Genomic DNA, 18,265 nt, shown 5'->3' on the forward strand with positions numbered 1-18,265 from the left:
ATAAAGCAAAAAGAAATGAAAGTTAGAGCATCTATTAAAAAAAGAAGTGCTGATTGCAAAATTGTACGAAGAAAAGGAGTACTGTTTGTAATCAACAAGAAAAACCCAAAATTTAAACAAAGACAAGGTTAAGAATTAAATTATGGCGAGAATTGCAGGTATTGATTTACCAAAAAACAAAAGAGGTGTTATCGGTTTAACTTATATTTTCGGAATCGGAAGAAGTACCGCTTCTGAAATTCTTAAGGCTACCGGTATCAGCGAGGACAAGAAAGTCAATGAATGGAATGACGATGACTTGGCAGCAATTAGAACGTATATCTCCGAAAATGTGAAAGTAGAAGGAGAGCTTCGTTCAGAAATTCAACTAAACATTAAGCGATTAATGGATATTGGTTGCCAACGAGGAATACGTCACAGACTAGGATTACCTTTAAGAGGCCAAAGAACGAAAAACAATTCTAGAACCCGTAAAGGAAGAAGAAAAACTGTTGCTAATAAGAAAAAAGCAAGTAAATAATCGTTAAGAATTATGGCAAAACAAACAAAAACAGTTAAAAAAAGAAAAGTAAAAGTAGAGGCTATTGGAGAAGCACATATCCAGGCATCTTTTAATAATATTATTATTTCTTTGACAAATAAAAATGGAGAGGTAATCTCTTGGGCTTCCGCTGGTAAAATGGGGTTCAGAGGTTCTAAAAAGAATACTCCTTTTGCAGCTCAAATGGCAGCTGAAAATTGTGCAGCAGTAGCTCACGAAGCTGGTCTTAGAAGAGTAAAAGTATTTGTGAAAGGTCCAGGTGCAGGTAGAGAATCTGCTATCCGTTCTATTCACAATTCTGGAATTGAAGTGAGTGAAATCATTGATGTGACTCCTATGCCACACAATGGATGTAGACCACCAAAAAGAAGAAGAGTTTAATTTTTAGAATTTACCATTATGGCTAGATATATTGGACCTAAAACTAAGATTGCTAGAAAATTTGGTGCAGCAATCTATGGCGATGATAAAAACTTCGAAAGAAGAAGAAACCAACCACCAGGACAACACGGACCTAACAAAAGAAGAGGTGCAAAACGCTCCGAATACGCAGTGCAGTTAGCAGAAAAACAAAAAGCTAAATACACTTATGGTATCCTCGAGAGACAATTCGCAAACCTCTTTACTAAGGCTGATAGAAGTAAAGGAGTAACAGGTGAAGTTCTTTTACAATTATGCGAATCAAGATTGGATAATGTAGTGTATAGATTCGGTTTTGCTAAAACCAGAGCCGCTGCAAGACAATTGGTTTCCCATAGACACATCACTGTAAACGGAGAAGTTGTAAATATCCCTTCTTACTTGCTAAAAGCTGGTGATGTGGTTGCTGTAAGAGAGAAATCTAAATCACTCGATGTAGTAGCTGATGCCTTGGCTTCAAGAGTAAACTACGAGTGGTTACAATTTAATGACGAGAAAAAAGAAGGTACTTTTGTATCCGTCCCTGAGAGAATTCAAATCCCAGAAGATATAAAAGAACAACTTATCGTCGAACTTTACTCTAAATAATTTTATAATTAAATTTTTGCTCAACCAACAATATGGCAATTTTACAATTCATCAAACCCGATAAAGTAATCCTCCTTAATTCAGATAATTTTAAAGGTCAGTTTGAGTTCAGACCTTTAGAACCTGGTTTCGGCCTTACTATCGGTAATGCATTGAGAAGAGTGCTTCTTTCTTCTCTGGAAGGATATGCTATTTCATCTATCAAAATTGAAGGTGTAGAGCACGAATTTTCAACAATTCCAGGAGTTATTGAAGATGTAACTGAAATTATCCTAAACTTGAAACAAGTAAGGTTTAAAGCAAAAGCTGAAAACCAAGCTAATGAACAAGTTTCTGTGAAAGTCTCAGGTAAGAATACGGTAACAGCTGGCGATTTAGCTAAGTCAATAAGCGGTTTCGAGGTTTTAAACTCAGACCATATTATCTGCAACTTAGATAAGAATGTATCATTTGAGATAACTTTCAATATTGAAAAAGGTAGAGGATATGTACCATCAGAGCAGAATAAATCTAATAATGCTCCTATCGGAACTATCGCTATTGACTCTATCTTTACACCGATAAAGAAAGTGAAATATACAGTTGAAAACTATCGTGTAGAGCAAAAAACAGACTACGAAAAACTCGTACTGGATATAGAAACCGATGGTTCTATTTCTCCTCAAAAAGCACTTACAGAGGCTTCCAAGATATTGATATATCACTTTATGCTATTCTCAGACGAGAGAATTACATTAGAGACAGAAGCCGTGAAAGCATCCATCCAGTATGATGAAGAAACTCTACATACAAGACAACTACTCAAGTCTAAACTTTCAGATATGGATCTCTCAGTGAGAGCCCTAAACTGCCTGAAAGCAGCAGAAGTAGAAACTCTTGGTGAGCTGGTTTCTTATAGTAAGTCTGATCTTATGAAATTTAGAAATTTCGGTAAGAAATCTTTAACAGAATTGGAAGAGTTAGTACACTCTAAAGGTCTTAACTTCGGTTTTGACGTAGCAAAATATAAATTAGACGCTGATAATTAATAAAAAATGAGACACGGTAAAAAATTCAATCACTTAGGAAGAACTGCTTCTCACAGAAGCGCACTCCTTTCTAATCTCGCTTGTTCTCTTATCGAGCATAAAAGAATCAACACTACTGTTGCTAAAGCTAAAGCTTTAAGAGTATTCGTTGAACCCATTCTTACTAAAGCTAAAGAAGATACTACACATAACAGAAGAACAGTATTCTCTTACCTGCAAAATAAATATGCAGTAAGCGAGCTCTTCAGAACTATCGCTCCAAAAATTGCAGAAAGAAACGGAGGCTATACCCGAATCATCAAAACAGGATTTAGACCTGGCGATGCCGCAGATACTGCAATTATCGAGCTTGTAGACTTTAACGAGCTTTACAACCCTAAAGCTGAAGAGAAAAAAGCAACAAGAAGAAGTAGAAGATCTACTAAAAAAGCTATAGATGCACCCGCTGCAGAAGAAGCAAAAGTAGAAGCTACTGAAGAAAAGACTGAAGAATAATTTTTTCAGTATATAACCTAAAAAAGCCATTCAATCGAATGGCTTTTTTTATTTGGTGAGCTTGTTTAGTTCCTTATAAATCAGGTGGGTTGGTAGCCCCATAATGGTATAGTAGCTCCCCGAGATTTTATTTATTTTCGCCATCCCTATCCAGTCCTGTATCCCGTAGCTCCCTGCCTTATCCAGCGGTTTAAACTCATTGATATAGAAATCGATTTCCTCACTGCTGATAGGCATAAATTCTACTTCGGCTTTATCCGTAAGGGTGGTGGTTTTTGTGCTGGTTTTTAAGGTAATTCCCGTATAGACTTCGTGGGTGTTCCCAGAGAGTTTTTTTAGCATCTGGGCGGCTTCTTGTTTATCTCTGGGTTTTCCTAATATTTGGCCGCTACAGCTCACAATAGTATCTGCGGTGAGGAGGATTTCGCCCGAGCGCAGGTGAGTGTAGCTGTTGGCTTTTTTTAATGAAAGGTAAGCGGCTACTTCACAAATGGGGAGCTGGGAGGGGTAAGACTCATCGCAATGGATTGAGACGACCTCGAAGGGGAATCCCAAGCATTGGAGGAGTTCTTTCCTTCGGGGGGATTGGGATGCGAGCAGGAGTTTCATTTATATGGATGGGGTTTCATCGGTTACATCCCAGTGGCCCTGGGCTTTCAGTACTTGTTCTATCACATCGCGCACGGCGCCCGAACCTCCTTTTATGGGACTGATATAATCCGCTATTTTTTTTATTTCGGGTACGGCGTTCGGTGGGCAGGCAGCGATGTGGCTCTGCTTGAGCATTTCTCTATCAGGGATGTCATCACCCATTGAGAGTATTTCTTCGTCTTTCAGATTATAAATTGCTTTGAAATGCTCTAAATCTTTTATCTTGTCCTTAGACTTTGGGTAGTAATCCACCACTCCCAAGTATGAGAATCGGTACTTTACCATCGGGTCGCTCCCTCCTGTGATGATTCCTACTTTGTATCCTTGCTTCAGGGCTTTTATTACGGCGTAGCCATCTAAGGAGCTCATTGCTCTGCACATATTTTCGCCTGGGAGGAGGTATACCGTACCGTCGGTGAATACTCCATCTACATCAAAAACGAATGCCTTGATGTCTTTTAGTTTTTCTTTATAGTTCATTTATTATTATTTTTTGTTTGTGTAGTGTCCATTGTATTTTGGAGGGGAGAGTTAAGCGCTGACCATTTCTTTTATCAGGTTGAGTTTCATCAGTGCTTCGATGGGGGTGAGGGCATTGATATTGATTTTGTTGAGCTCATCGCGGATGCTTTCCAGCGTAGGGTCGTCCAATTGGAAGAAGGAAAGCTGGAGGTTCTTTTCGGTGGTTTGTTTAATCTTTTTAGACGCCTTTTGGCTACGGCTGCTCTCCAAGGTTTCCAATATTTCATTGGCGCGGTTAATCACTTTGGAAGGCATACCCGCCAGCTTCGCCACGTGGATACCGAAGCTGTGCTCGCTACCGCCTGCGATGAGCTTTCGGAGGAAGATAATGTTCCCTTTATTCTCTTGGATGGAGATGTGGAAATTTTTAATCCTCTCAAAAGATGCTGCCATTTCATTGAGCTCGTGGTAGTGGGTGGCGAAGAGGGTTTTGGGCTTTGTGGGGTGCTGGTGCAGATACTCGGCAATCGCCCAAGCGATAGATACCCCGTCGTAGGTGGAAGTTCCCCTCCCGATTTCGTCGAGGAGGATGAGGCTGCGCTCGGAGATGTTGTTTAAGATATTCGCGGCCTCGTTCATCTCCACCATAAAGGTAGATTCTCCAGCGGAGATATTGTCGGAGGCACCTACTCGGGTGAAGATTTTATCGAGCACTCCAATTTCGGCAGATTTTGCGGGCACGAAGCTGCCTGTTTGTGCCATCAGTGCGATGATTGCCGTCTGCCTTAGGATGGCGGATTTACCTGCCATATTCGGGCCTGTAACCATTAGGATTTGCTGGCTATCTCTATCCAAATAAATATCATTGGGGATGTATTTCTCGCCTAAGGGGAGGGTGTTTTCAATAATCGGGTGCCTTGCTTCTTTCAGGTTGATGGCGTATCCATCGTTTAATGAAGGTTTGGTATAGCCTTCGACAGTGGCGAGGTCGGAGAATGCCGTTGCGATATCGAGCTGGGCAGTGATTTGGCTGTTTTCCTGTATGAGGTCTATATATTTCATCGCTTCGTAGCAGGTTTCTTTGTAGAGCTGCTGCTCGAGTATGGAAATTTTTTCTTCTGCCCCCAAGATTTGCTCTTCGTAGTCTTTGAGCTCTTCGGTGATGTAGCGCTCTGCATTTACGAGGGTTTGCTTACGAATCCAGTCTGCGGGTACTTTGTCCTTATGGGTGTTTCTCACTTCTATATAGTAGCCGAAGACATTATTAAAGCTGATTTTAAGGCTTGAAATCCCTGTTCGTTCTATCTCTCGGTTGCACATTTCTTCCAGATAGTCCTTTCCTTTGTTTTGAAGGCTTCTGAGGGCATCCAGCTCGGTATTTACTCCAGATTTTATTACATTTCCTTTGGCGATGCTTATGGGGAGCTCTTCATTAAGGTGGCTTTCTAAATAGGAGATGAGCTCGGAGAGTTCGTTAAGGGGTTTTATCCAAGCGAGGAGGTCGTGCTTAGGGCTGAGGAGCTCTTTTATCTTTCTAATATTGATAAGGCTCTGCCTCAAGTGCCCGAATTCTTTTGGACTAATGCGTTCGGAGGCGAGTTTTCCCATCAGCCTATCAAGGTCCGAGAGGCTTTTTAGAAGCTCTAAGATTTCAAACTTTAATGCGTCTTCTTTATTAAAAAAGTCTACGAGATGTAGCCTCCGTTCTATATCATTTACGGTTTTAAGGGGGAGGATGAGCCTCCTTCTGAGGAGCCGTGCCCCCATAGGAGTTGCTGTACGGTCTATGATGTCCAGCAGGCTTTTCCCTTCTTTGGAGGTTGGGTAGATGATTTCCAGATTTCTTAGTGTAAAGCCATCCATCAGCAGGTATTCGTCATCTGGAATTTTTTTTATGTTGATGATGTGTGCCAGCAGGTTGTGGTGTGTATCTTCTATCAGATAGGCGAGGATAGCTCCTGCGGCGGTTATTGCCAGTGGCATATCTTCTATACCGAAACCTTTTAAGGATTGGGTTTTGAACTGCTGGGTGAGTTTTTCCTTGGCATAGTTGTACTGAAATGCCCAGTCTTCCAGTTTAAAGGTTGCCCTGTTTTTCAGTTGTTCGGGTAGAGCTTGTGTTCGTTGGTAGATGATTTCGCTTGGGTCAAAGCTGTGGACAATATGGATGAGCTTCTCAAGATTGCCTTCGCTTACCAAGAATTCACCTGTGGAGACATCTATCAGTGCGATGCCAAATTTTTCCTTTTCCCTGTGCAAGGATAGCAGGAAGTTGTTTTTCTTTGAGCTAAGGACTTGGTCATTAAAGGTTACTCCAGGGGTTACAAGTTCTGTTACCCCTCGTTTTACGATACCTTTTACCATTTTGGGGTCTTCTAATTGGTCGCATACGGCTACCCTCAGCCCTGCTCTTACGAGTTTTGGCAAATAAGAATCTAAGGAATGATGTGGAAAACCTGCCAGTTCTGTATGTGAACTGCCATTATTCCTTTTGGTGAGGACAATGCCCAGTACCTCTGCCGTTCGCACTGCATCACTTCCAAAGGTTTCATAAAAGTCTCCCACTCTAAACAGTAGTATTGCGTCTGGGTATTTTGCTTTTATCGTATTGTACTGCTGCATTAGTGGGGTTTCTTTGCTCTTTTTTGCCATAATTTTTTATTGATGAGCAAAAATAAGGAATAATCTCATAGCCTTACGCTTTGTATGATGACAGGGTATTGTTTTATAACTATTTTACCTATAATTTACCCCCTTGGAAGGGGTGAAGAATAAGATTATTCTACCTTTAAAAATGGCTTTTCTTCCTTAAAGCAAAAGAAAAATATTTTTCTATCAAGAAGGAGGATATGCAGGAGTATTTTTAAGTTTCAGGGGAGTTTGTTATATGGTTTCTAATTAATTAGAGACCTCTTTGTCTTAATTAAAAAAAACTTATATTTGCTGATAAATATCATATCTATGTCAGTAGAGAAATATAATCATATCGAAGCAAGCCTCCATAAGGCACTTGATACAGAAGGACTGAGAGACAGATTGCCGAAAGAGTATTTTGATAGACTACTACGCTCACGGAAGTTTATAACTTTCCGAAAGGGAGATACGATGTTTGATGATGGAGATAATGCTAAGGGAGTTTATATTATAGAAAAAGGTATTGCTAAACTCTCCAAGTCTGGAGTTTATGGCAAAGACCAAATCCTCAGGTTTATAAAGGAAGGAGATCTTGTAGGCTATCGCTCACTTCTTTGCCATGAGGCATTTCAGGCAAAAGCAGAGGCTATGACCAGTGTAGAGACCTACTTTATCCCTGCTGAGACCTTTCTCCTTATACTGGAACACGATTCTAAACTTGCCTATGCAATGCTTCAAAAAATAGCTTATGAGCTGGGAGAATCTTCCAATACCATTACACTACTGGCACAGAAAACCGTAAGAGAGCGGCTTGCAGAAATCCTCCTCCTCCTCGAAGACCGTCTTGGCACAGACCCTGAAGGATACATAAAAATAGCCCTCACCCGAGAGGAAATAGCGAACCTTATCGGTACAGCAACAGAGAGTGCCATTAGACTCATCTCCGAATTTAAAGCCGATAGATTGATAGAGGTAGAAGGGAGGAATATTAAGGTTTTAGATCGCTCAAAGCTGATGAAACTTGGGCATTGTAACTAAAAGAAAAAAGGAAGCTAAATGTCAACCTACTCAGAAATAAAAAAAGTAACCACAGAGACTCTAAGAAAGATGAAGTTTGAAGGTGAGAAAATCACAATGCTCACCTCGTATGACTTTACCACTGCTAAAATGGTAGATGCAGGAGGGGTAGATGCTATTCTTGTAGGAGACTCTGCCTCTAATGTAATGGCAGGGCACGAAACTACACTCCCGATTACCTTGGATCAGATGATTTATCACACTCAATCCGTAGTGAGAGGCGTAAGTAGAGCATTAGTAGTGGCAGATTTACCTTTTGGGACTTATCAATCCAATGCCGAGAAAGCTCTCGAGTCTGCCGTGAGGATGATGAAAGAAGGCGGAGCACACGCCATAAAAATCGAAGGAGGTAAGGAGATAGAAGACTCCATACAAAAGATTGTAAATGCAGGAATCCCCGTAATGGGGCACCTGGGGCTTACTCCACAGTCCATCTACCAGTTCGGTACCTATAAAGTAAGAGCAAAAGAAGAGCAGGAAGCAGAGAAACTCATCTCCGATGCAAAACTCCTCGAGAAGCTCGGATGCTTTGCTATTGTATTAGAGAAAATCCCGGCAGAACTGGCAAAAAAAGTCTCCAAAAGTCTTACGATACCTACTATTGGTATAGGCGCTGGGGCAGATTGTGACGGTCAGGTGCTCGTCTATCACGATATGGTGGGGATGAATCAAGGCTTCTCACCTAAATTCTTAAGACGCTATCTTAATCTCTACTCCGAAATTACAGGAGCCGTTTCCCAATATGTAAAAGATGTAAAGGGAAAAGATTTTCCCAACTCAAACGAAAGCTACTAACCGATGCAAGACCAGATTCTGTATGAGGATAACCACCTTTTGATTATCAACAAACGGGCTGGGCAGCTCGTGCAAGGAGATAAAACAGGTGATGAATCTCTCTTGGAAACCCTAAAGCATTTTATCAAAGAGCGAGACCATAAACCAGGGAATGTATTCCTCGGCTTGGTTCATCGTATAGACAGACCTACTTCGGGCTTGGTGATTTATGCTAAAACCTCAAAGGCACTCTCTCGCCTTACTCAGATGATAAAAAACAGAGAGATAAAGAAAACCTATTGGGCTATTGTGCCTAAGGAAATCGTCCCTAAAAGCCAGAGGCTGGTGCATTACCTCAAAAAAAATGAGAAAAATAACAAGGCAATTGTCTTTACAAAGCCTACGGATGGGGCTAAGAAAGCCGTACTTACCTATACCATTATAAAAGTATTGGATAATTACCAGCTCTTGGAGGTAGATTTAGAGACGGGCAGGCATCATCAGATTCGGGCACAGCTCTCAAAGATAGGCTTGCCAATTAAAGGAGATTTAAAGTATGGTGCACCGCGCTCAAACCAAGATGGAGGAATCTCTCTACACGCCAGAAAACTGGAGTTTATTCACCCCGTAACCCGAGAGCGTATAGAAATCACGGCTCCCGTACCTCAGCAAGATACCGTTTGGAGTGCGTGTGAGGAGGGGAAATAAAAAAAAAGAGGCAATTCATTTACCTCTTAAATAGTATTACCTGAATTAGAATGAGTATCAGAGAGATTTGCTGCCTGCTTTTCCAGTTTTTCTTTTTCCTTTTGCAGTGCTTTAAATTCCTTTTCTTTCTGAGCGGTTTTTATCGCTACACCTTTGGAAACATAGCCTACTACACCTCCAATGATAAGCCCAATACCAATTCCACAAATAATCCCCATTAGGATAGCGGATTCAAAAAGGTCTCGTACTTTAAAGTCGGCAATATAAAAAAATCCAGTAGCCACAGCTAAAAGGATTACTCCAATGATTAATAAACTTCGCATAGATTTAAATTTTAGGCGTCAAATGTATTAAAATATTTATTTACCTCCTGCTTGTTTGTAATAATTCAATGCTCGAGGCAAGTGCCTTGTGATATCTGCTCTTCGGCTTTCGGGGTGGGGGTGGGTAGAGAGAAACTCTGGATTTCTCTGTCCGCTGGATTGTGCCTCCATTCTCTCCCAGAAGGGGAGTGCTTGCCTTGGGTCATAGCCTGCCATTGCCATTAGGTAAAGCCCTATTTCATCGGCTTCTAATTCCTGACTACGACCGTACTTTAGAAGTACCATCTGCGAGCCCAGAGGATAGGCCTCTTGGAATACCCTTGCCCATTGAGCATCTGAGATAGCACTACCGAGAATCGCTCCACCATACTGAGCTACCATTGCTTGAGATATTCTCTCATTACCGTGCCCTGCAAGTGCGTGGGCAATTTCGTGCCCCATTACTACTGCCATTCCTGTTTCATTTTTTGTTACAGGAAGTATCCCAGTATATACCGCTACTTTGCCGCCAGGCATACACCAGGCATTTACCTGCTTATCCTCTATGAGGTTAAATTCCCAGGCATAAGATGCTAAATCCTGCTCCCTTCCTATACTTCTGTAATAGGCGTGGGCAGCATTCCTTATCCTTTGTCCTACAGCTTTTACCTGCCTTGCTGCAGAGGTATTATTAATCACTTTGCTCTTGTTGAGTGTAGCTCTGTATTGGCTAAAAGAGCTCGCTTGTATCTCTGGGTTGAGAGAAGTTAGCTGAAAGGATTTTCTACCTGTAATAGGGTTAGTAGTACAGCCGAGTAAAGATAGGGACACTAGCCCTGCTGAAATATATGCTGAAATTTTCATAATGATGCTATTAAATGCCGTGTAGATTTGCAATTAGTATTCCAAATGTGCCGTGATTTGCATAGATTTTGATGATAAGCTCCCTGTTTAATAATAAAAACTTCTCCCAATGAAAAAGTTCGTTTTGGTTTACTTTGGATTTTTAGTGGTTTTAAGCTCTTGTGCTTCTAAACGCTATGTAGAATCAGGGGTTTTATCTCAGATGATTGCAGAAGACCGTTTCTCTTTTGTGGCAGAGAAGGCTACGCCTATGGATTATTCGGCGGTAAATAATGCCTCTGCATCTATCCCTGGAGCAGTCCCTATGAGGATTTTAGATTTATCAGGGCAGGGCTATACATTAGAGGTGCAGAAAGATGCCCTCTTCGTACATCTTCCCTATTTCGGGAGGGCGTATAACCTCTCCTATGGTGGTAGAGATGCCGGTTTTAATTTTGAATCCAAGGATTTTTATATGACGAAAACCGATAGAGGCAAGCGCGGTATGCTCTATACCTTTGATGTGAAGGATCAGCCTTCAGTAAAAAGGATGAGCCTTGAAATTTTCTCTAATGGCAGGGCATATCTTTCTATAAGTTCATCTGATCGCCAGCCGATTTCCTACGACGGTTTTGTAACCAAAGTAGAAGAGAAATAGCCCTCACTAAAACAATTCCCCTGGGTGAGAAGGCTTGGAAAGGTTGAGGTGCTTATACGCTTTCTCGGTAACCTCCCTACCGCGAGGGGTACGGATGATAAACCCCTCCTGAATCAGGTAAGGCTCATATACCTCCTCTAAGGTCTCGGGGTTCTCCCCAATCGAAGTCGCCAATGCGGAGATGCCCACAGGCTTACCTTTAAAGTTCTCTATCATCACCCGCATAATTTTATTATCCATATCGTCCAGTCCGTATTCATCTACATTGAGTGAGTTGAGTGCGTACTTGGCGATTTCTATTTCTATCTTGCCATTCCCCTTTATCTCGGCAAAGTCCCTCACTCTTCGCAGCAGGGCATTGGCTATTCTTGGGGTTCCTCGGCTTCGTCTGGCGATTTCTATGGCTGCATTTTCATCAATCGGAACTCCTAAAACCCTTGCTGTTCGCTGTATAATGCTACTCAGGAGCTCTATGTTGTAATACTCCAACCTGCTTTGGATGCCGAATCTTGCGAGCATCGGTTTGGTAAGCATTCCGCTTCTGGTCGTAGCTCCGATAAGGGTAAAGGGATTGAGCCCTATTTGTACCGAGCGGGCATTAGGGCCTGTCTCGAGCATTATATCGATTTTATAATCTTCCATTGCCGAGTACAGATACTCCTCCACGATGGGCGAGAGCCGATGTATCTCGTCGATGAAAAGCACATCATTTTCTTCCAGATTGGTCAATATCCCTGCGAGGCTACCAGGCTTATCCAGCACGGGACCTGAGGTTACCTTACAATTCACCCCCAGTTCATTGGCGATAATATGCGAGAGGGTGGTTTTCCCCAGCCCTGGTGGGCCGTGAAGCAGGGTATGGTCAAGGGCACTCCCTCTTTTCTTTGCAGCGGCAACGAATACTTCCAAGTTCTCAAGCGTCTTTCTCTGCCCCGCAAAATCGCTGAACGATTGCGGACGAATCCTCTCCTCCATATCCAAGTCCTGAGGCGAAAAATTCTCCTTATCTGGATGTAAAAAATCTGGCATTTTCTCTAATTTTTCCCGACAAATATACTAAAAAGGCAGTAGGCTTTAGGCAGTAAGCAGTAGGCGATGTGTGGTTAGGCTTACTGCCTAAAGCCTAAAGCAAAAAAGTACAGCCTCTTTAAAGGCTGTATTTTTTATTTATAGGTCTATCACCCGAGAGAGCGAGTCACCCTCGCCTGAGAGAGCGAGCCACCCTCGCCTGAGAGAGCGAGCCATCCTCGCCCGAGAGAGCGAGTCACCCTCGCCCGAGAGAGCGAGTCACCCTCGCCTGAGAGAGCGAGCCCGTCTCGCTTTTTTAATTGCCCCAAGAGGATAGTAATATACAGTTTTAGCAGACCTATCATAGCCCCTCGTGCTAATGAGAGCGCCACCTGCGATATGCTGCGGCGTGGGAGGCGAGGGCAGTAAAGGAAACTACAGTAATGGAGCTTATGGGCATTAGAATGGCAGCAATGAGAGGGGAGAGGTTGCCAGAAACAGCAAAGCCAAGCCCTATAATATTATAGAGAAAACTGATGACGAACATTGCTTTGATGATGTTCATCGCGTCTTTGGTCAGGGTGATGTAGTTTCTTAGGTGTGGGAGAACCTGCCCGCTCATAATAACATCGGAGGAGGGGGTAAAGGCATTGGTATCATCGGCTATAGCGATTCCTACGCTGCTTTGTTTTAGGGCTCCTGCATCGTTTAGCCCATCGCCCAGCATTGCGACTTTGCGCCCTTGCTCTTGCAGCTGTTGGATGAAGCTGAGCTTGTCCTCAGGGCTTTGATTAAAGGATAATCCAGAGATATTCGGTGCTTTCTCGCGAAGGGTTTGCTCTTCGGAGGCATTATCACCGCTGAGGATATAGATTTTGTAGTCTTTTAGGTCTGAAAACATCTGTGAAATCCCTTTTCTGTATTCGTTTTTAAAGAGGTATTTGCCGAGAAATTCATTATCTCTTCGGATATAGACGGCGGTTTCTATTTCGGAGGCGGTTTCTCCTATGAATTGAGCAGAGCCGATGAGGTATTGATGGCTTCGTATAGTGGCAGAATAGCCTTTTCCAGAGGTTTCCTGGTAGTTCTCCACAGGGAAATATTCATCGGGGATATTCAGAAACTCATAGAGTGATTTGGAAAGCGGATGGTTGGAGTTCTTTAATAGGGTTTTGATATTTTGAGCATCAAATTCCGAGAGGGCTTTGCCTTTGTACTCTATCTGAGATTTCTTAGTCTGGGTAATGGTTCCTGTTTTATCAAAAACGAGGGTATCTATCTTTGAGAGTTTTTCTATGGTCAATGTATCTTTTACATAGAATTTATGCCGCCCGAGTATTCTCATTATATGCCCCAAAGTAAAGGGTGCCGACAGGGCTAAGGCACACGGACAGGCGATGATGAGAATGGCGGAAACTACTTGGAACATCTTCTCGAAATCTACTTGGCTCCAATAGACTCCTGCAATGAGCGTAATGGCGAGGATAACGAAGGTGAAGTACTTGCTTACGCGGTTGGTGAGGTTATCCAATCCCGTTTCTGCTTTCTTGAAAGCTTCTTTGTTCCAAAGCTGAGTCAGGTAGCTCTGATCTACGCTTTTTATCACTTCAAGTTCGAGGATGGAGCCGATTTGTTTTCCTCCAGCAAAGATTTTATCTCCTGCCTTTTTAGGAATGGTGGCGCTCTCTCCCGTGATGAAGGAGTTGTCTATATTCCCTTCGCCCTGTATCAGTATAGAATCTACTGGGATAATCTCTTGGTTTCTCACCATAATCCTGTCGCCTACCTTCAGTTGAGAGAGGAGGATGTTTTCCTGCTTGCCCCCAGCTTCTATTTTGGTAACGGCAATGGGGTAGAAGGATTTATAATCCCTGTCGTAGGAGAGGGAAGAGTAGGTGCGCTTCTGGAAAATCTTTCCAAGGAGCATAAAGAACAGCAGTCCGCAAAGGGTATCAAAGTAGCCAGGACCAAAGTCTGTAAGCATCTCATAGATACTCCTGCCGTAGAGCACCAGAATGCCGAGTACGATAGGTACATCGATATTGACGATTTTGTTTTTTAGCCCGAAGTAGGCAGATTTAAAGTAATCTGAAGCAGAATAAAACACTACGGGAGTGGAGAGCAGGAAGACCATCCATCGGAACAGGTGTTTGTAGCTGTCCATCCAAAGGTCATTGGTACCTAAAATCTCTTGTGCGTATTCTGGGAAGCTGAAAAACATTCCATTCCCGAAAGCGAAGCCTGCTATGGCAAATTTTATCAGCAGGGATTTATCCAAGGATTCCTCCTTTTTGTCGGCTGTTTCTAGGTTGATGGCAGGCTTATACCCAAGGTTGGTAAGGAACTTTGCGAGCTCGCTTAGTTTGAGTTCATTGTGATTAAAAGATACTTGAAGGTTCTTCCTCGTGAAATTAACTTGCGAGTACTTGATATGAGGGTTCAGGCTACTCAAGCTCTCTAAAAGCCAGATGCAGGAGGAGCAATGGATAACGGGAATCTTAAAGGTAACGAGTGTAGTCTCCCCCTCAGAGAAGTCGGTTACTTTGCTGAATATTTCTGGGGTATCGAGGTAGTCAAACTGCGAGAGATTGTCATCTGGTCGTATTCCCGACTGTTTGTTCAGGGTATAGAAGTTCTCTAAATGGTTTAGGTTTAAGATTTCGTAGACGGATTTGCAACCATTGCAACAAAAGGCTTTCTCATCGAAGAAGATTTTTTCTTTATCAATCTCCTGTCCGCAGTGGTAGCAGTGCTGTTGTGAGGTCTCGCCCATAGGTTATCGGTTCATTTCAAGGAGGGGTTCTATGTATTCTCTTTCATTGCTGAGGCGTGGTACTTTGTTTTGCCCCCCGAGCTTGTTTCGGGAAGACATCCACTCGAAGAAGAGGTTGGGCTTGGCTTTATGAATAATGGGTTCCCTTAGGGTCATATTATTGTATCGCTTCGCTTCGTAGTCGGAGTTGAGGTCTTTTAATGCAGAATCAAATTCTTGCTTAAAGGCATTGAAGTCTTCAGGCTCATCATTAAACTCAAAAATCCATTCGTGGGCACCTTTGGAGTTTCCTTCCATAAAGACGGGAGCACCTGTATAGTCCTTCACACTGGAATGGGTCTTCTTGCAGGCGATTTCTATGGCGGTTTCTACATTATCAATCATCAGCTCCTCACCGAATACATTGATGTGATGCTTAGTCCTGCCAGAGATTTTTATTCGGTAAGGCTCGGTAGAGGTGAAATAAACCGTATCTCCGATGAGGTATCTCCACAGCCCACCATTGGTAGTGATGAGCATTGCGTAATTTATCCCTTTTTCTACTTCTCCTATGGTATAGGTTCTTGGGTTTGCTTTCCCGAAGTCTTCCATTTTTATAAATTCATAGAAGATTCCATAGTCTAGCATAAGGAGGAGCTCATCTGAGCCGTGCCTGTCCTGTATCCCAAAGAAGCCTTCGGAGGCATTGTATATCTCGTAGTAGTTAATCTCTCTCCCGATAATCTGCTTATATTGTTCTCGGTAGGGCTTGAAGCTAATCCCTCCGTGGAAGAATACTTCAAGGTTTTGCCATAACTCCCCGATATTTTCTTTGCCAGATTCCTCTAATACCCTTTGCAGGAGAACCATCATCCAGCTCGGTACGCCAGAGAGACTACCTACATCAGCGGTGAGTACTTCGGAGACTATGGCTTTCATCTTGGTTTCCCATTCGGACATTAGGGAGACTTTCTTGCTCGGTACAGTGGTGATTTCTACCCAAAATGGGAGGTTGTCTATCAGGATGGCAGAGAGGTCTCCGTACTTGGTGTCAAAGTTTTCATACATCTCGGAGCTGCCGCCAAGTCTCAGGTTTTTGTTGGAGAATAATTGATTCTCTGGGTGGTTATTAGCGTAGATAGATACGAGGTCTTTCCCCGCTTTATAGTGGCAGTCGTTAAGGCTTTCTTCCGTAATGGGGATGAATTTACTCTTAGCGTTTGTAGTGCCAGATGATTTTGCAAACCAGCGAATGCCTCCTTGCCAGATAACATCTTTCTCTCCCTGCCTTGCCCGCTCTATATAGGGCTCAAAGTCTTCGTAGCTTACGATGGGCACTTGCTTCTGGAAGTCGCTGATGGAATTAATATCCTTAAACCCGAATTCCCTGCCATAAACTGTGTCTTTGGCTTTTAGTAATTGCAGGAATAATACAGCTTCCTGAGTCTGTACGGGCTCTTTGATAAACTGCTCAATCTGGTCTATTCTCTTTTTGATAAACCAGTTTACTACTGAATTAAAAAGTGTTTTGGCTGGCATAGGACAAAGGTAATAATTTTTTGTAGAAAGCCTCTTTTTGTGTGGGATAATGGTCAATCTGTCATTATCTGTCATCTCAATTGCGAATAAAGTCTTAAATATGCCATTAGCCTTGTTAAACTTTGGTTAAAGTGGTAACATTTTTCAATGATGCTTTACTTATTTAGCATTAAATTTGTGGGGTAATTAAATGAATAAAGTAGATTAAAGTATAATATTAAAAACAGATGAATATGAATAAAACAGTAAAATCAATTCTATCCTACGCAGTGGTAGGAGTAGTTTCAGGAGCTACTACTTTTGGAGCTATTAAGGCTTTTGATAATGGGAATTCAGATAATGATTACTCTTACTTCGCACCGAAGGATAATAGCGGAGCACAGTTTGTGGGTATGAATAGTGCTGCAGTGGCAGATGACTTTGTAAAGGCAGCCAAAACTACCGTACCAGCAGTTGTAACCATTAAGAATTATAAGAGCAGAGTTTCTGGCAGAGTACAGAATCAGGATTTGTTTGATTTCTTCTTTGGAGACCCGTTTGGGAATAATAACAGTAGGCAGAGACAGCAGCAGCAAGCACCAGACAATATGCCTTCGGGTATGGGCTCTGGGGTTATTATCTCTCCTGATGGATACATCATCTCAAATAACCATGTGGTAGCAGGAGCTAATAAACTGGAAGTAGTCCTTAGCAATAAGAAATCCTATATCGCAACCCTTGTGGGCACAGACCCAAATACAGACATCTCCCTCTTGAAGATTGAAGAGAAAGGTCTTCCCTACCTGAATTTTGCCAATTCAGATGCTGTGGAAGTTGGGCAGTGGGTGCTTGCTGTGGGTAATCCACTAGGGCTAAACTCTACCGTTACCGCGGGGATTATCTCTGCAAAGGGTAGAGGTATTGGTCTCTTAGGTTCTAACGGAGAGGCGTCCAATCCTATTGAAAACTTCCTGCAGACCGATGCTGCTATTAACCCAGGCAACTCGGGAGGTGCGCTGGTAAATGCCAATGGTGACCTTATCGGGATTAATTCAGCGATTTCTTCAACCAACGGATACTATCAAGGTTATGGCTTTGCAGTGCCTTCTAACCTTGCAAGGAAGATTGTGGAAGATATCAAGAAGTTTGGAATTGTTCAGAGAGGCTTTCTCGGCGTTGGTGTTATAGACCTTTCTGATGAGCAGCAAATCGCTGCATATAACAGACAGGAGAAGACCAATATAAAATCAGGTTCTGGTGTGTATATACGAAGCGTTTCCTCTAAGAGTGGAGCAGAAGATGCAGGCTTAAAAATTGGCGATGTCATCAAAAAGATTGATAATTCCAATATCCTTGGCTACTCAGACCTTTCTGGAGCTGTTGGTAGCAAGAGACCAGGTGATAAAGTTCAAGTAACTTTTGTAAGAAATGGTAAGGAAACTACCGTAACCGTAACTCTGAAAGACCAGAAAGGAGGGACTTCCACAAGGAGAAAGGCAGACCTCAGCGTAACTGAGAAAATTGGTGCCGAGTTTGAGCCCCTTAGCGAGAGATTCAAAACTGCGTATGGGCTCAACTCAGGAGTAGTTGCCAAGAATGTAACCCAAGGTGGAGAGATGGCAAAGATAGGTGTGGTAGATGACTATATCATTATAGAGATTAATGGCAAGCCCGTAAGTTCTCAGAAAGATGTAGAGAAAATCCTCGATAAGCATACGGGTAATGTACAGGTGAAGTTCGTAGATGACTACGGGCGTATCTACACCAAAGGCTTTAAAATGCCAAACTAAAACAAGAGTATCATAA

The 18,265-nt window shown here is 42.5% G+C and carries 19 protein-coding genes; 11 read left to right on the top strand and 8 right to left on the bottom strand.

What is annotated here, in order from left to right; all coding sequences use genetic code 11:
• Positions 1–15 precede the first annotated feature (15 nt).
• The 6 genes from rpmJ to rplQ are packed head-to-tail and all read left to right on the top strand — an operon-like array spanning position 16 to position 3,072.
• On the top strand, positions 16–132 hold the full coding sequence (gene rpmJ, locus D8991_RS00585; protein WP_007839480.1) for a 50S ribosomal protein L36: 117 nt from the start codon (positions 16–18) through the stop codon (positions 130–132).
• 10 nt (positions 133–142) lie between these two features.
• Complete coding sequence (gene rpsM / locus D8991_RS00590) at positions 143–520, top strand: 30S ribosomal protein S13 (protein ID WP_120488269.1); 378 nt, start codon at positions 143–145, stop codon at positions 518–520.
• A gap of 12 nt (positions 521–532) precedes the next feature.
• Positions 533–922, top strand: a complete 390-nt coding sequence (gene rpsK / locus D8991_RS00595; RefSeq protein WP_120488270.1) for a 30S ribosomal protein S11 — start codon at positions 533–535, stop codon at positions 920–922.
• 18 nt (positions 923–940) lie between these two features.
• On the top strand, positions 941–1,549 hold the full coding sequence (gene rpsD / locus D8991_RS00600; protein WP_120488271.1) for a 30S ribosomal protein S4: 609 nt from the start codon (positions 941–943) through the stop codon (positions 1,547–1,549).
• A 32-nt stretch (positions 1,550–1,581) separates the two neighbouring features.
• The gene (locus D8991_RS00605; protein ID WP_120488272.1) at positions 1,582–2,577 is read left to right on the top strand and encodes a DNA-directed RNA polymerase subunit alpha; all 996 of its coding nucleotides are present in this window, start codon (positions 1,582–1,584) and stop codon (positions 2,575–2,577) included.
• A 6-nt stretch (positions 2,578–2,583) separates the two neighbouring features.
• Positions 2,584–3,072 carry a 50S ribosomal protein L17 gene (rplQ, locus tag D8991_RS00610; protein WP_120488273.1) on the top strand — a complete coding sequence of 163 codons (489 nt, stop codon included), beginning with the start codon at positions 2,584–2,586 and terminating at the stop codon, positions 3,070–3,072.
• Between the two features lie 48 nt (positions 3,073–3,120).
• On the opposite strand, the gene D8991_RS00615 is transcribed toward rplQ, so the two are convergent.
• Genes D8991_RS00615 through mutS form a run of 3 tightly spaced genes read right to left on the bottom strand, consistent with a single transcriptional unit; the run spans position 3,121 to position 6,837 of the window.
• Positions 3,121–3,681: a Maf family protein gene (locus tag D8991_RS00615; protein ID WP_120488274.1), complete on the bottom strand. Its 561-nt coding sequence runs from the start codon at positions 3,679–3,681 to the stop codon at positions 3,121–3,123.
• Positions 3,682–4,203, bottom strand: coding sequence for a KdsC family phosphatase (locus D8991_RS00620; protein WP_120488275.1), 522 nt, complete (start codon positions 4,201–4,203; stop codon positions 3,682–3,684).
• A 51-nt stretch (positions 4,204–4,254) separates the two neighbouring features.
• Positions 4,255–6,837, bottom strand: a complete 2,583-nt coding sequence (gene mutS, locus D8991_RS00625) for a DNA mismatch repair protein MutS (protein WP_120488276.1) — start codon at positions 6,835–6,837, stop codon at positions 4,255–4,257.
• Between the two features lie 309 nt (positions 6,838–7,146).
• Between mutS and D8991_RS00630 the strand changes: the two genes are divergently transcribed.
• From D8991_RS00630 to D8991_RS00640, 3 genes are read left to right on the top strand one after another with little or no spacing between them, the layout of a single operon-like run.
• Positions 7,147–7,857, top strand: coding sequence for a Crp/Fnr family transcriptional regulator (locus D8991_RS00630; protein ID WP_120488277.1), 711 nt, complete (start codon positions 7,147–7,149; stop codon positions 7,855–7,857).
• 18 nt (positions 7,858–7,875) lie between these two features.
• A complete protein-coding gene (panB, locus tag D8991_RS00635) occupies positions 7,876–8,691 on the top strand; it encodes a 3-methyl-2-oxobutanoate hydroxymethyltransferase (RefSeq protein ID WP_120488278.1) in 816 nt (271 codons plus the stop codon).
• 3 nt (positions 8,692–8,694) lie between these two features.
• Positions 8,695–9,378, top strand: coding sequence for an RluA family pseudouridine synthase (locus D8991_RS00640; RefSeq protein ID WP_120488279.1), 684 nt, complete (start codon positions 8,695–8,697; stop codon positions 9,376–9,378).
• A gap of 26 nt (positions 9,379–9,404) precedes the next feature.
• Here D8991_RS00640 and D8991_RS00645 read toward each other — a convergent pair whose 3' ends face one another.
• Together D8991_RS00645 and D8991_RS00650 are read right to left on the bottom strand one after the other, a co-directional pair.
• Positions 9,405–9,701: a hypothetical protein gene (locus D8991_RS00645; protein WP_120488280.1), complete on the bottom strand. Its 297-nt coding sequence runs from the start codon at positions 9,699–9,701 to the stop codon at positions 9,405–9,407.
• Positions 9,702–9,737: 36 nt separating this feature from the next.
• Positions 9,738–10,544 (bottom strand): M48 family metallopeptidase, encoded by an 807-nt coding sequence (locus D8991_RS00650; protein ID WP_120488281.1) that lies wholly within the window; start codon positions 10,542–10,544, stop codon positions 9,738–9,740.
• A gap of 109 nt (positions 10,545–10,653) precedes the next feature.
• Here D8991_RS00650 and D8991_RS00655 point away from each other — a divergent pair, with 109 nt between their 5' ends.
• Complete coding sequence (locus D8991_RS00655; RefSeq protein WP_120488282.1) at positions 10,654–11,181, top strand: DUF4251 domain-containing protein; 528 nt, start codon at positions 10,654–10,656, stop codon at positions 11,179–11,181.
• 6 nt (positions 11,182–11,187) lie between these two features.
• Here the strand turns inward: D8991_RS00655 and ruvB are convergent, their stop codons facing one another.
• The 3 genes from ruvB to D8991_RS00675 form a co-directional block, all read right to left on the bottom strand.
• The gene (ruvB, locus tag D8991_RS00660) at positions 11,188–12,210 is read right to left on the bottom strand and encodes a Holliday junction branch migration DNA helicase RuvB (protein ID WP_120488283.1); all 1,023 of its coding nucleotides are present in this window, start codon (positions 12,208–12,210) and stop codon (positions 11,188–11,190) included.
• Positions 12,211–12,565: 355 nt separating this feature from the next.
• Positions 12,566–14,962, bottom strand: a complete 2,397-nt coding sequence (locus D8991_RS00670; protein WP_120488285.1) for a heavy metal translocating P-type ATPase — start codon at positions 14,960–14,962, stop codon at positions 12,566–12,568.
• Between the two features lie 3 nt (positions 14,963–14,965).
• The gene (locus D8991_RS00675) at positions 14,966–16,480 is read right to left on the bottom strand and encodes a GH3 auxin-responsive promoter family protein (protein WP_120489653.1); all 1,515 of its coding nucleotides are present in this window, start codon (positions 16,478–16,480) and stop codon (positions 14,966–14,968) included.
• Between the two features lie 233 nt (positions 16,481–16,713).
• Between D8991_RS00675 and D8991_RS00680 the strand changes: the two genes are divergently transcribed.
• Positions 16,714–18,249 carry a trypsin-like peptidase domain-containing protein gene (locus D8991_RS00680; protein ID WP_120489654.1) on the top strand — a complete coding sequence of 512 codons (1,536 nt, stop codon included), beginning with the start codon at positions 16,714–16,716 and terminating at the stop codon, positions 18,247–18,249.
• The last annotated feature ends 16 nt before the right edge of the window (positions 18,250–18,265 follow it).

Source organism: Bergeyella cardium, assembly GCF_003614945.1.
GTDB classification, from domain to species: Bacteria; Bacteroidota; Bacteroidia; order Flavobacteriales; family Weeksellaceae; genus Bergeyella_A; species Bergeyella_A cardium.

Coding starts and splice junctions, on each gene's coding strand:
- rpsM (WP_120488269.1), top strand. CDS start 143: ATGGCGAGAATTGCAGGTATTGATTTACCAAAAAACAAAAGAGGTGTT.
- D8991_RS00645 (WP_120488280.1), bottom strand. CDS start 9,701: ATGCGAAGTTTATTAATCATTGGAGTAATCCTTTTAGCTGTGGCTACT.
- D8991_RS00640 (WP_120488279.1), top strand. CDS start 8,695: ATGCAAGACCAGATTCTGTATGAGGATAACCACCTTTTGATTATCAAC.
- mutS (WP_120488276.1), bottom strand. CDS start 6,837: ATGGCAAAAAAGAGCAAAGAAACCCCACTAATGCAGCAGTACAATACG.
- D8991_RS00680 (WP_120489654.1), top strand. CDS start 16,714: ATGAATAAAACAGTAAAATCAATTCTATCCTACGCAGTGGTAGGAGTA.
- rpmJ (WP_007839480.1), top strand. CDS start 16: ATGAAAGTTAGAGCATCTATTAAAAAAAGAAGTGCTGATTGCAAAATT.
- panB (WP_120488278.1), top strand. CDS start 7,876: ATGTCAACCTACTCAGAAATAAAAAAAGTAACCACAGAGACTCTAAGA.
- rpsK (WP_120488270.1), top strand. CDS start 533: ATGGCAAAACAAACAAAAACAGTTAAAAAAAGAAAAGTAAAAGTAGAG.
- D8991_RS00605 (WP_120488272.1), top strand. CDS start 1,582: ATGGCAATTTTACAATTCATCAAACCCGATAAAGTAATCCTCCTTAAT.
- D8991_RS00655 (WP_120488282.1), top strand. CDS start 10,654: ATGAAAAAGTTCGTTTTGGTTTACTTTGGATTTTTAGTGGTTTTAAGC.
- D8991_RS00675 (WP_120489653.1), bottom strand. CDS start 16,480: ATGCCAGCCAAAACACTTTTTAATTCAGTAGTAAACTGGTTTATCAAA.
- ruvB (WP_120488283.1), bottom strand. CDS start 12,210: ATGCCAGATTTTTTACATCCAGATAAGGAGAATTTTTCGCCTCAGGAC.
- D8991_RS00620 (WP_120488275.1), bottom strand. CDS start 4,203: ATGAACTATAAAGAAAAACTAAAAGACATCAAGGCATTCGTTTTTGAT.
- rpsD (WP_120488271.1), top strand. CDS start 941: ATGGCTAGATATATTGGACCTAAAACTAAGATTGCTAGAAAATTTGGT.
- D8991_RS00650 (WP_120488281.1), bottom strand. CDS start 10,544: ATGAAAATTTCAGCATATATTTCAGCAGGGCTAGTGTCCCTATCTTTA.
- rplQ (WP_120488273.1), top strand. CDS start 2,584: ATGAGACACGGTAAAAAATTCAATCACTTAGGAAGAACTGCTTCTCAC.
- D8991_RS00615 (WP_120488274.1), bottom strand. CDS start 3,681: ATGAAACTCCTGCTCGCATCCCAATCCCCCCGAAGGAAAGAACTCCTC.
- D8991_RS00670 (WP_120488285.1), bottom strand. CDS start 14,962: ATGGGCGAGACCTCACAACAGCACTGCTACCACTGCGGACAGGAGATT.
- D8991_RS00630 (WP_120488277.1), top strand. CDS start 7,147: ATGTCAGTAGAGAAATATAATCATATCGAAGCAAGCCTCCATAAGGCA.